Annotated in this window: 14 protein-coding genes; 6 read left to right on the forward strand and 8 right to left on the reverse strand. The window is 68.9% G+C overall.

From position 1 onward, the window contains the following. Window positions 1–397: 397 nt before the first annotated feature. The 3 genes from L0C25_RS03210 to L0C25_RS03220 all read left to right on the forward strand — a co-directional run bounded on the left by L0C25_RS03210 (window position 398) and on the right by L0C25_RS03220 (window position 4,121). Complete coding sequence (locus L0C25_RS03210) at window positions 398–1,291, forward strand: hypothetical protein (RefSeq protein ID WP_271634939.1); 894 nt, start codon at window positions 398–400, stop codon at window positions 1,289–1,291. A gap of 47 nt (window positions 1,292–1,338) precedes the next feature. Next, window positions 1,339–2,694, forward strand: coding sequence for an ABC1 kinase family protein (locus L0C25_RS03215; protein WP_271634940.1), 1,356 nt, complete (start codon window positions 1,339–1,341; stop codon window positions 2,692–2,694). Window positions 2,695–2,849: 155 nt separating this feature from the next. Beyond that, window positions 2,850–4,121, forward strand: coding sequence for a hypothetical protein (locus L0C25_RS03220; protein WP_271634941.1), 1,272 nt, complete (start codon window positions 2,850–2,852; stop codon window positions 4,119–4,121). A gap of 9 nt (window positions 4,122–4,130) precedes the next feature. On the opposite strand, the gene L0C25_RS03225 is transcribed toward L0C25_RS03220, so the two are convergent. The 5 genes from L0C25_RS03225 to L0C25_RS03245 form a co-directional block, all read right to left on the reverse strand. Beyond that, a complete protein-coding gene (locus tag L0C25_RS03225; protein ID WP_271634942.1) occupies window positions 4,131–4,295 on the reverse strand; it encodes a hypothetical protein in 165 nt (54 codons plus the stop codon). Window positions 4,296–4,461: 166 nt separating this feature from the next. After that, the gene (locus L0C25_RS03230) at window positions 4,462–4,713 is read right to left on the reverse strand and encodes a hypothetical protein (RefSeq protein WP_271634943.1); all 252 of its coding nucleotides are present in this window, start codon (window positions 4,711–4,713) and stop codon (window positions 4,462–4,464) included. Continuing rightward, window positions 4,710–5,003: a WhiB family transcriptional regulator gene (locus tag L0C25_RS03235; RefSeq protein WP_456299990.1), complete on the reverse strand. Its 294-nt coding sequence runs from the start codon at window positions 5,001–5,003 to the stop codon at window positions 4,710–4,712. The genes L0C25_RS03230 and L0C25_RS03235 overlap by 4 nt, the downstream gene beginning before the upstream one ends. A gap of 115 nt (window positions 5,004–5,118) precedes the next feature. Continuing rightward, window positions 5,119–5,289, reverse strand: coding sequence for a hypothetical protein (locus tag L0C25_RS03240; RefSeq protein ID WP_271634944.1), 171 nt, complete (start codon window positions 5,287–5,289; stop codon window positions 5,119–5,121). 92 nt (window positions 5,290–5,381) lie between these two features. Continuing rightward, a complete protein-coding gene (locus L0C25_RS03245; RefSeq protein ID WP_271634945.1) occupies window positions 5,382–7,472 on the reverse strand; it encodes an ATP-dependent DNA helicase UvrD2 in 2,091 nt (696 codons plus the stop codon). A gap of 80 nt (window positions 7,473–7,552) precedes the next feature. On the opposite strand from L0C25_RS03245, the gene L0C25_RS03250 reads away from it, so the two are divergent. Further along, on the forward strand, window positions 7,553–7,795 hold the full coding sequence (locus L0C25_RS03250; RefSeq protein ID WP_271634946.1) for a mycoredoxin: 243 nt from the start codon (window positions 7,553–7,555) through the stop codon (window positions 7,793–7,795). On the opposite strand, the gene L0C25_RS03255 is transcribed toward L0C25_RS03250, so the two are convergent. After that, window positions 7,792–9,006: a pyridoxal phosphate-dependent aminotransferase gene (locus tag L0C25_RS03255; protein WP_271634947.1), complete on the reverse strand. Its 1,215-nt coding sequence runs from the start codon at window positions 9,004–9,006 to the stop codon at window positions 7,792–7,794. The genes L0C25_RS03250 and L0C25_RS03255 overlap by 4 nt on opposite strands. A gap of 60 nt (window positions 9,007–9,066) precedes the next feature. Between L0C25_RS03255 and L0C25_RS03260 the strand changes: the two genes are divergently transcribed. Beyond that, a complete protein-coding gene (locus L0C25_RS03260; RefSeq protein ID WP_271634948.1) occupies window positions 9,067–9,627 on the forward strand; it encodes a GrpB family protein in 561 nt (186 codons plus the stop codon). 161 nt (window positions 9,628–9,788) lie between these two features. Here L0C25_RS03260 and L0C25_RS03265 read toward each other — a convergent pair whose 3' ends face one another. Both L0C25_RS03265 and nudC read right to left on the reverse strand, forming a co-directional pair. Further along, entirely contained in the window at window positions 9,789–10,154 is a 366-nt protein-coding gene (locus tag L0C25_RS03265) for a GNAT family N-acetyltransferase (RefSeq protein WP_271634949.1), read from the reverse strand. Between the two features lie 36 nt (window positions 10,155–10,190). Continuing rightward, complete coding sequence (nudC, locus tag L0C25_RS03270; protein ID WP_271634950.1) at window positions 10,191–11,072, reverse strand: NAD(+) diphosphatase; 882 nt, start codon at window positions 11,070–11,072, stop codon at window positions 10,191–10,193. Between the two features lie 35 nt (window positions 11,073–11,107). On the opposite strand from nudC, the gene deoD reads away from it, so the two are divergent. Further along, window positions 11,108–11,824: a purine-nucleoside phosphorylase gene (deoD, locus tag L0C25_RS03275; protein ID WP_271634951.1), complete on the forward strand. Its 717-nt coding sequence runs from the start codon at window positions 11,108–11,110 to the stop codon at window positions 11,822–11,824. Window positions 11,825–11,826 lie beyond the last annotated feature (2 nt).

An 11,826-nucleotide genomic window follows, 5' to 3' on the forward strand; every position in this document is an offset into this window, starting at 1 on the left:
GGCCGGCGACGCTGGATTGGCCGGGCGATCTCTCCGGTCAACACGCCGACGAGGTGTCCGATCCACAGGCGGTAGCGCCGATCGCGCAGGTCACCGGCGATGTACGACCGCCGATCCACACCCGGTACCGCCGTTGTCCACAGGTAGTTCGGGCGCGTCCCACAGGTCTTCCCCAACCTTATCCACAGGCGTGGACGACCATCGCCCGACTCCGGTTGACGGGGCCGTTGCGCACGGCATAACGTGCTTGCACACGAGGCCTCCGATTCGGCCGAGCGTCCGCAAGGGGAAGGCGGGCCGCTCGTCACCGGTCGGGGGCCTCGCGGTTGTCCACAGTCAGGTTCGGGCGATTGTGGACAACGCGCACGACCGCCGTCGCCCGCGGCATCCTGAGGGCGTGCGACCCGTAATCCGCCCCGGTTTCGACGTCTACCGCCGCGATCCTCGCCATCTGCAGTTCGGTACGTCCGCCGACGACAGCCTCGTACTCGAGGACCGGCCGGGTCTCGTCGACCTGCTGCGGCTGCTCGATGGTCATCGCGACCTCGCCACCGTCGCCTTGCTCGCCGCCGACGGCGTGCCGGCGCTCGACGACCCTCCGGATGGGCTGATCGCTGCCCTGCAGGACGCCGGCATCGTCGTCGACGCGGAGCCCTGGGACGCCTCCGAGCCCGCACTCGACACCGAGGCCCGATCGCTCACCGCTGCCGGCATCGCGGCGCCGGAGGCCCAGGACCGCCTCGTACGCCGCTCCCAGTCGTGTGTCGAGGTGCGCGTCGACCCGACGGCCGCAGAGCTGGCCGACTCCGCCGTCGCGTGCGTCCGCGACCTGGGCATCGACGTCGCCAGGGCACCCGAGAGGCTCGCGACCCTGGTGCTCGTCGTGTCATGCGGCCCGACCGATCGCGCCATGTACGCCGCGTTCCGACACGAGCGCACTCCCCACCTGGTGGCGGCCGTCGACGGCGCGCGGATCCACGTCGGGCCGCTCGTGCATCCGCGTGCGACGCCATGCGTCGAGTGCAGCGACCGGCAGCGGGCCGAGTGGGACCCGTGCTGGAGCGCCGTCGCCGCCCAGCTCGGCTCACCGCTGGCCCGACCGGCCGCGACGTACGCCCTCGCCGCGGCCACACGCATCGCCGGGGCGGCCGTCATCGCCCACGAGATCGCGGCGTTCTGCGACGAGGTCGAGCCGCTCACCGCCTCGCGCACGCTCACCATCGGTCCGGGCGTCCACGACCGCGAGGAGTCGACGGTGGCGTTCCATCCCGAGTGTGGGTGTCGTGGTTGACGCAGGGCGCGTCCGTCCGGGTTGGGCGACCCGCCACAATGGACCCCATGACGCCGAGCGACCGGTCCGACAGCCGTGAGCCCCGCCGATCGGTTCCGCGCAGCACCGCCGCACGTACCGCTCGGCTGGCCAGCCTGCCGCTCGGCTTCGCGAGCCGTGCGACCGTCGGCATCGGTCGGCGTCTGGTCGGCACACCCGCCAGCTCGGTGATGACCGACCTCCAGCAGCGCACGGCCGAGCAGATCTTCGAGGTCCTCGGCGACCTCAAGGGCGGGGCGATGAAGTTCGGCCAGACGCTGAGCATCTTCGAAGCCGCCATGCCGGAGGAGCTGTCCGGGCCGTACCGCGAGACGCTCGCCAAGCTGCAGGACTCCGCTCCCCCGATGGAGGCGGCGATGGTCCACCGCGTCCTCGCCGACGCGTTCGGACCCGACTGGCGTACGCGGCTCGTCGAGCTCGACGACGACCCCGCTGCGGCCGCGTCGATCGGGCAGGTGCATCGCGGGCGCTGGCACGATGGACGCGAGGTGGCCGTCAAGGTCCAGTACCCCGGTGCCCGCCAGGCGCTGGAGAGCGACCTTCGCCAGATCGGCCGGCTGAGCCGACTGTTCGGCGTCGTCACGCCGGGACTCGACGTCAAGCCGCTCGTCCAGGAGCTCAAGGACCGCGTCGTCGAGGAGCTCGACTACGACCTCGAAGCACAGGCCCAGGACGCGTTCGCAACGGCGTTCGCGGGCGACGAGGCCGTCCAGGTGCCCGCGGTCGTCGACCACGCCCGCACCGTCCTGGTCACCGACTGGATGGAGAGCACCTCGTCGCTGTCCCGGCTGATCGCCGACGGCAGCTTGGCCGACCGAGACCACTACGGCGCCGCGTACGTGCGGTTCCTGTTCGCCGGGCCGGGGCGCACGGGCATGCTGCACGCCGACCCGCACCCGGGCAACTTCCGGGTGCTCGCCGACGGCCGGCTCGGCGTCGTCGACTTCGGGGCGGTTGCGCGGCTCCCCGACGGCGCCCTTCCGGCTGTCGTCGGCCGGCTGCTGCGCCTGGCGGTCGACGGCAACTGGGACGCCGTACGCGACGGCCTGCGCGACGAGGGGTTCATCCGTCCGGACACCCGGCTCGACACCGAGGTCATGAGCGCGTACCTCGCGCCGTTCGTCGAGCCCGCGCAAACGCCGACGTTCACCTTCAGCCGGGATTGGTTGCGGGCACAGGCCAACCGGGTCAGCACCCCGCAGGCGCAGGGTCTCGGGACCGCGCTCAAGATCAACATTCCCCCGTCGTACCTGCTGATCCACCGGGTATGGGCGGGCGGAATCGGCGTCCTCAGCCAGCTCGGCGCAACCGCGCCGTTCCGCGAGATTCTCGAGGAGAGCCTGCCCGGCTTCGCCGACGAATAACGGTTCTGGCGAAGATTGCGGCGCCGAAGGCTCGCCCGCGTGCGTCAACATCTGCGATTCTGGGTACAGTGTCTGATCGTTGACGACGGGAACCTCCGGTCCCGAGCCGACGCCGTCACCGGGCGGCGTAACACACCAGGGAGGGGACGACGAACGTGGAGCCCCCGAAAGGCGTTCCCCATCGGGTCTACATCCATGTGGGTGCGCCGAAGACCGGCACGACGTTCATCGAGCAGGTGCTCTATCACCACCGGCAGGAGCTCGCCGACCACGGCGTTCTTTATCCGGCCGACTACTACGACGAGCACTACCTCGCCGCCGTCGACCTCCAGGACCTCGCGTTCAACATGGAGCGCCGGCCCGAGGCGGACGCGCATTGGGAGAAGGTCGCGTTCCGGGCCCGTGGCTGGCCCGGCATCAGCATCATCTCCCACGACGTCTTCGCCGGCGCCACGGCAGAGCATGCTCGTCGGGCGATCGAGTCACTCGCCCCGGCCGAGGTGCACATCGTCTACACGGCCCGCGATCTCGCGCGCCAGCTGCCGTCACACTGGCAGGAGGACGTCAAGCACGGCGAGATGGCCAGCTTCAACTCCTGGCTCGACGCGTGCCTGCGTCGCGATGACAGCCGCTGGAACCTCCGGTGGTTCTGGGCAGTCGAGGACGTCCCCGACGTACTCGCCCGCTGGGCGTCGACTCTGCCGCCGTCGCAGGTACACGTCGTCACCGTCCCGCCCGCGGGCGCGGAGCGGCACGTGCTCTGGGACCGCTTCGCCGAGGTCGTCGGACTGGCCGGCGCGAAGCTCGACCTCGATGTCGTCGCGCATCCCAACAGCGGGCTCGGCGCCGTCGAGGTGGCGCTCATCCGCCACCTGAACGAGCAGCGCGACGAGTCGCTCAGCCAGCGCGAGTACGAGCACATCGTCAAGGGCGCGTTCGCCCACGAGATGCTGTCCGGCCGCCCGAACAAGCGTCGGCTGTTGCTGCCGTCCGACCGACTGCCGATCGTCTCGGCGCTGGCAACGGAGTGGGCGGAGGCGCTGGAGAAGGCGGAGTACGACATCGTCGGGACGATCGACGACCTCTTCCCCCGCGAGGAGGACACCGGTCCGGACACGATCGACCAGATCGACGACGACGAGCTCCTCGAGGCGTCGCTGGTGTCGGTACGCGAACTGCTGGTCCGGATTCGCGATGAGCGCCGGTCGGCGGGCGACCTGCTCGGACACAACTCCGACCTCGAGCGCAAGATCGAGGAGCTGTCGTGGCGGGTGTCCGTGGCCGAATGGGCGGTCGAAGAACACCGCAACCTGGCGCACTGGGAACGCGTCAAGCGCACCGTCGTCGAGATCGGGCGTACGAACAGCTCGGTCGGCAGGGCGCTCGACGTCTACCGGAAGGCACGCCGGCGCCGCCCGTCCGGGTAGCGGCCGGGTCTACCACCAGTCGCTGTCGAGGCGCCCCTCGATGCTGCGCGCGTTCGTCCGCGTGCACTGGTCGCAGTAGATGCGCGTACGCCCGTTCTCGACCGCGAACGACCACGTCAACGGCAGCACGTCGCCGTCGGCCTGCCGGCCGCAGAAGTCGCAGGTATGGGCCATTGGAAGATTCTAGGGAGCGCGGGGCTCACCCGCACCCGGTATCGGCAAGGCTGTGGACAACGACGAGGCCCCGGCCCGCATGACGCGGGCCGGGGCCGTTCTCATCAGATAGCTCTTGCCGTCAGATCAACTCGAACCGATTCAAAGCCCCCCGGAAGATGGGAACTCAGATCGCCCGAGCCAGATGAAGGCGCGCTTGGTACGCCGCCTTCTCCGCGCGACGAGCGAGTCGCTTCGCGCGCAGCAACTGGTACGCGCGGCGATCGTTGCGCGCCTGCTCGAGGCGCTCCCGATACTGCGCTCTCGCCAGATCTTCATACATAGTGTGCATCTCAATGCTCCTGGTGTCGGTGTCAGTCATGTTCATCGTTTGGTTGGACTTTCTGAGTCGGGCCGGTTCTTGCTCGGCGTACGTCATGCGGCTACCTCGGTCTTGCGCGGACGGCCACGTGGACGCTTACGGGGAATCACCTTGCCCTGCAAGAACAACTGGCCTCCCCACACGCCCCATGGCTCGTTGCGGTCGAGCGCTCCTGCCAGGCACTGCTCACGTACGGGGCAGTCGAGGCACAAGGCCTTCGCCGCCTCGACGTCATGCGGGGTCTCCGCGAAGAACAGCTCCGGGTCGTGCGTGCGGCAAGGAAGCGAGCGAGCGAGATCGTCGTCTTCGCCAAGCATCGAGATCGGATCGAGGACTGTGGTTGTCATGTCACCTCCTTTGAGAGAGTCGTCTGACGGCGGGCGTTCTGCCCTTGGAAAACACGAAGGCCGCGGATCCCTTGGTGGGTTCCGCGGCCTGGAGTCGCCGATCTGATCGATTGATCTAGACAGGTGGACTCCAGCCGGTCCCCACGAAGTCGCCCTTGACGCGCACGTCGGCATTCGGGGCGATCGGGTTGAGCTCACGCACGAGGGCGCGCAGGCCGAAGGCGTCACGAGACATGGCCGTGCCGGCGTACGTCGCGCACTTGGCGGTGTAGATCTTGGTGTCCATCGTGACTCCTCCTCTCCTGCTTGAATCCTGGTCGCGCAACAGTTCGCCGCGCGTGCGTAGAAGACTACGCGCGCCTTCGTAGGCAGCGCAAACTATTTTTCGGGATTCTTTGCAGATTTCTTGATGATGGCCAGTACGTCGTCGCCGAACCGGTCGATCTTCGTCTTTCCGATGCCCGGTATGCGAGCGAGCGCGACGCTCTCGGCCGGCAGCGACTCCGCGATCGCGACGAGGGTGGCATCGGTGAAGACGCAGAACGCCGGGACCTTCTGCGCAGCGGCGCGTTCCAGACGCCACGTACGCAGCTCCTCGAAGAGCTCCTCGTCGTACGTCGGTGGGCATTGCGAGCATCGCCCGATCTTGCGCTCGGCGGCGGAGTCGAGCAGGCCGTTGCACGATCGGCATCGCGCGACGCCGCGCCGCTCGGAGCGGGATTTGCGCGTCGTACGCGAGACCCGCGACTGCGCGGCAGCATCACGTGGCAGCAGCGGATCGAGGAACCTGCTCGGGCGACGGCCTCCTCGTCCGCCCGGCGCACGCGCGGCCGACCAGGAGATCGCGAGCAGGTGTCGCGCACGGGTCATCCCGACGTAGAACAGCCGGCGCTCCTCCTCGATCTCCTGGGGCGCCTCGGCGTACGTGATCGGCATCGTGCCCTCGTGGACTCCGACGCAGAAGACGGCGTCCCACTCGAGCCCCTTGGCGGAGTGCAGCGTCGCAAGCGTCACGCCCTCGGCGACGGGTGCGTGGGCGGTCTGCGCACGGCGTTCGAGGTCGGCGACGAGCTCGGTGAGCCCGGCGTCGGTTGCGGACTCGGCGTACTCGATCGCCATCGTGACCACTGCATTGAGCGACTCCCAGCGATCGCGGACCGACCCTGCGGTCGCCGGTGCCTGCGCGGTGTAACCCATGGCCGAGAGGATCGCGACCACATCGGCGACCAGCTCGCCGCTCTCCTCGCCGCCCGCCCGCGCGGCGCCGCGCAGCAGGGTGATCGCCTGCTTGACCTCGGCCCGCTCGAAGAACCGCTCGACGCCGCGCACGACGTACGGGATCTCGCGGGAGGCGAGCGCCTCCTCGTACGCCTCGGACTGGGCGTTGATGCGGAACAGGACGGCCATCTCGCGCAGGGGCGTGCCCGCCGTGTGCAGCTTGTCGATGCGTTCGGCGATCGCCTCCGCCTCGGCAACCTCGTCGGGGTGGCCGGCGTACTCGACCTGTGGCCCGTCGTCGCACTGAGCGCGCAGCACGACGCCCTCGCGGCGTGCGCGGGTGGCGAACACGGAGTTCGCGGCCGCCACGATCTGCGGAGTCGAGCGGTAGTTTCGGGTGAGCTCGATGGTCTGGGCGCTGGGGTGGCGTCGGCCGAACCCGGTCAGGTAGTCGGGTGAGGCGCCCGCGAACGAGTAGATCGTCTGCAACGGGTCTCCGACGACACAGATGTCGTCACGGTCACCGAGCCACAGGTCGAGCAGGGCCGACTGGAGCGGGTTGACGTCCTGGAACTCGTCGACGACCAGCCAGCGGTACTGCGCGCGTACCTGCGCGGCGACGCCGGCGTCGTCGGTGAGAATCGCCGCAGTGCAGAGCAGGATGTCTTCCATGTCGATGCGGCCGCGGTCGCGCTTCACCTGCTCGTACGCGCCGAAGACCCGTGCCGTGGTTGCGGCGTCGAGGCCCGCGACCGAGCGGGCGAACTCGGGCGCGAGCCGCACGTAGTCATCGGGACGGACGTTGCTCACCTTCGCCCACTCGACCTCCGCGGCGAGGTCGCGGAGCAGCGCGGAGTCGGCGTCGACCCGACATCGGCGCACGGCCTCGCTGAGCATCGGGATCTTCGACGCGGTCAGCTCCGGGAGCTCGCCGCCGTACACCTTCGGCCAGAAGTAGCGGGCCTGCCGCAGGGCGGCGGAGTGGAACGTACGCGCCTGCACGCCGTCGGCGCCGAGCGCGCGCAGCCGCCCGCGCATCTCGCCGGCGGCGCGGTTGGTGAAGGTGACCGCGAGCACCTCGGTCGGCTTGAACACGCCCGATGCAACGCCGTACGCGATGCGGTGCGTGATGGCACGCGTCTTGCCCGTGCCGGCACCGGCGAGCACGCACACCGGGCCGCGCAGGGCGAGTGCGACGTCGCGTTGCTCCGGGTCGAGCGCGTCGAGCAGCTCGTCGGCGGTCGGTGACACGAGGCTCCTTCTCGGGAATGCAGGCACGGACTGAGACGTTTGACCTCGTGGAACAGCGTAAACGTCCGAGGAGACAACCGATGTCGGCACAGCTCACGATGTACTCGACCCCCTGGTGTGGCTACTGCCATCGCCTGCGTGGTCAGCTCGACCGCGAGGGCATCGCGTACGACGTCGTCGACATCGAGCAGCAGCCCGAAGCGGCGGACATCGTCGAGAAGGTCAACGGCGGCAACCAGACCGTACCGACCCTAGTGTTCGCCGACGGCACCGCCATGACGAACCCGTCGCTCGCCCAGGTCAAGGCACAGCTCGCCGCCTAAGCTGCGCGGTACGACGCGAGGAACGTCGCGATCCGCCCGACGGCGTCCTCGAGCTCCTCGACCCGCGGCAAGGTGACCAGCCGGAAGTGGTCCGGACGCGGCCAGTTGAAGCCCGTGCCCTGGACGACGAGCAGATGCTGCTCGCTGAGCAGGTCGAACGCGAACTGCTCGTCGTCCTTGATCGGGTACATGTCGAGGTCGAGCTTGGGAAACAGGTAGAGCGCGCCCTTCGGCTTCGTACACGAGACGCCCGGAATATCGTTGATCAGCTCCCAAGCGCGGTCGCGCTGCTCACGCAGCCGCCCGCCGGGGAGTACGAGGTCGTTGATCGTCTGCCGTCCGCCGAGCGCCGTCGCGATCGCGTGCTGTGACGGGACATTCGGACACAGGCGCATGTTCGCCAGGATGTCGAGACCCTCGATGTAGCTCCGCGCCTGTTGCTTCGGGCCCGACAACGCGAGCCAGCCGCTGCGGAACCCCGCGATCCGGTACGCCTTCGACAGGCCGTTGAAGGTGAGGCACAGCAGGTCCGGCGCAAGCGAGGCGGCCGAGGTGTGCTCGACGTCGTCGTACAGGATCTTGTCGTAGATCTCGTCGGCCATCAGGATGAGCCGGTTCTTGCGGGCGATCTCCACGATCTCCCGGAGAACCTCGTCGGAGTAGACCGCGCCGGTCGGGTTGTTCGGGTTGATCAGCACGATGGCCTTCGTACGATCGGTGACCTTGCCTGCGAGGTCGGCGACGTCGGGACTCCACCCGGCCTGCTCGTCGCACAGGTAGTGCACCGCACGTCCGCCCGAGAGGCTCACGGCTGCGGTCCACAGCGGGTAGTCCGGCGCGGGGATCAGCACCTCGTCGCCGTCATCGAGAAGCGCCTGCAGGGCCATCACGATCAGCTCGCTGACGCCGTTGCCGAGGTAGACGTCGTCGACATCGACGTCGACAGCCTTCTGCTGGTAGTACTGAACGACCGCCCGGCGGGCCGGCATGATGCCCTTGGAGTCGCTGTATCCCTGTGCTGTTGCGAGGTTGGCGATGACGTCGACGAGGATCTCGTCCGGTGCATCGAAGCCGAACGGTGCCGGGTTGCCGATGTTCAGCTTGAGGATGCGATGACCCTCGTCCTCGAGCCGCTTTGCCTCGGCGAGCACCGGCCCCCGGATGTCGTAGCAGACATCGGCCAGCTTCTGCGACTGCATCACCTCACGCATGGGCCAAGGATGCCAGGACCTGCGTCGGCCGCCTATGCCATTTCGCCTAATGTGGCCGATATGACCTCCCACGAAGAGCCCGACGACGTGTACGTGCGCGGGCAGGAGATCCTCGACGGCGGCCGGATCGAGCTGGCTGCGTACGACCCGCAGTGGCCGCGGTTGTACGACGAGGAGGAGCGACACGTACGCGAGACGCTCGGCGACCGAGTCGTGCTCATCGAGCACACCGGCTCCACGTCGGTACCCGGACTCGCGGCGAAGCCGATCATCGACATGCTGCTGGTCGTCGCCGATCCGGCGGACGAGGCGGCGTACGTACCCGACCTCGAGCGGGCGGGGTACGTGCTGACCGTCCGGGAGGCCGACTGGTACGAGCACCGGCTGTTCAAGCGACCGACCGGGATCGCGCTGCACCTCCATGTGCACCCGCCGTCGAGTCCGGAGATCCGGCGCAACCTCGCGTTCCGGGACCACCTGCGTACCAACGACGCCGACCGCGCGCTGTACGAGCGGACGAAGCAGGAGCTCGCGACCCGCCAATGGCGCTACATGCAGGACTACGCCGACGCGAAGGGCGACGTGATCGAGCAGATCATCGCTCGCGCACTCCGACGCTGACTCGGCGCTCCTGGACCGCCGAGTCGTCGCTCCCGCGCCGCCGGCGGATGACTCACGGAGCGCGATAGCGAATGAGCGTGCTCGTCGGCGTCGGACCCCATGCGATCGGCGTACGCGACATCTCGGTCCATCCTTCCGCGCGATAGAGCCCGTTGGCGGCGTCATCGGCGCCCACGACGTCGAGACACACGTGGGCCGCACGTGCTCGAGTGCGCGGCACCGTGCCGAAGCAGCGCTCGTCCGAGTCCGGCACCCGACCGGTCGGGGTCGACGAAGAGCCGCTCGACCAATGCGTAGTCGCCGTCGACCGCAAGGGAGACGTGGCCGGCGATCCCACCGTCCGTCTCGGCCACCCACGCCGCATCGGACTCGCCACGTAGCCACGTTCGCGGGTCGGCCGGCCAGTTGACGGGGTACGCGTACTGCTCGTGCACGGAGCGCAGGATCCGCACGCATGTGTCGAGGTCGTCGTCGGTGCGTACCCGGATCCGCGGGCGTCCGGACCGGGGCTCTGCTGGGCTCACCATTGGCTGCTCGCCTGTTCGGGGTGTCGACTCGGCGGACTACGTCCAGGCTCCGACGATCAGCCCGCCGTGCCAGGTCTCGATCAGCCAACGCGAGATGGAGAGGGTGCCGGGCAGCCCGAGGCCGCCCTCCTTCGACAGGTCGGTCACCTCGTCGCGGGTGAACCAGCGCGCGTGCTCGATCTCGGCGCCGTCGACATGCACGTCGTGGCTGCTCGCCCTGCCGAAGAACCCCACCATCAGGCTGGCCGGGAACGGCCACGGCTGGCTCGCGGCGTACGTGACCTCGCCGACCCGAATGCCCACCTCCTCACCGACCTCCCGGCGTACGGCGTCCTCGAGCGCCTCCCCCGGCTCGAGGAAACCGGCAAGCGTCGAGTAGCGCCCCTCCGGCCATGCCGGATGGCGGCCGAGCAGGGCGCGATCGTCGTCGTCGGTGATCAGCATGATGACGGCCGGGTCGGTACGCGGGAAGTGCTGGGCGCCGCACGAAGGACATCTGCGCACATGCCCGCCCTGCGCAGGCTCCGACGGCGTCCCGCATCGAGCGCAGAAACCGTGCGTACGATGCCAGTTCGCGATTCCGACCGCGTGCACGACGAGACCCGCGTCGGTCTCCGACAGGCTGAGCGCGGCCTCGCGCAGCGTTCGCGGGTCGAACCCCTCCCCCACCTCGTCGACGCCGACCGCGAACCACGTACGGCCGTCGGCCTCACCGAGATAGATCCGCTCACCGTCGGGCGCATCGCCAGGTGCGATCCAGCGAAGTGCGTCGCCCTCGGTCGCGACCGCGTTGGACCCGACGGCGAGTACGCGCGTACTCGGATCGGCCCACGCTCGCTCGATCTGGTCGTCGACGCGCAGATCCGAGCGACGGTCGTGTTGGGGACAGGCGAACGCGAACAGTGCTGGGTCGGCCACGACTCCACCCTACGACCGCGGATATCGTGCCCTGCATGAGCACTCACATCGGCGCCGAACCAGGCGAGATCGCTCCCCGCGTGCTGCTGCCCGGCGACCCGTTGCGCGCACAGTGGATCGCCGACACCTACCTCGACGGCGCAACCGAGTACAACCGGGTGCGCAACATGCTGGGATACACCGGTACGTACCGCGGCACGCCGATCAGTGTTCAGGGCTCGGGCATGGGTCAGCCGTCGCTGTCGATCTATGCCAACGAGCTGTTCCGCGACTACGACGTACGCCAGATCGTGCGGGTGGGATCCTGCGGTGCGCTGAGCGCCGACCTCGACCTGCGCGACATCGTGCTCGGCATGACGGCATCGACCGACTCCGCCATGAACAAGCTGCGCTTCCACGGCCTCGACTACGCGCCGGCGGCGGACTTCGCGCTCCTCGAGGCGACCTGGCGTGCTTCCAGCTCGCGCGGCGCACGAACGGTCGTCGGGCAGCTGTTCTCGTCGGACTCGTTCTACCCTCCGCGCCCGGAACTCACGACACTGCTCAAGGAGCACGGCGTGCTCGCGATCGAGATGGAGGCGAGCGCGTTGTACACCCTCGCCGCGCAGTACGACCGGCAGGCGCTGTCGGTGTGCACCGTCTCGGACCACATCGTCAACGGCACGCAGACCAGCAGCGAAGACCGCGAGCGGACATTCTCCGACATGGTCGAGATGGCGCTCGACGCGATGCTCGAGGTACCCGTCGAGTAGGC

The sequence above is a fragment of the Solicola gregarius genome, assembly GCF_025790165.1.
In the GTDB taxonomy this organism is placed as follows: Bacteria; Actinomycetota; Actinomycetes; order Propionibacteriales; family Nocardioidaceae; genus Solicola; species Solicola gregarius.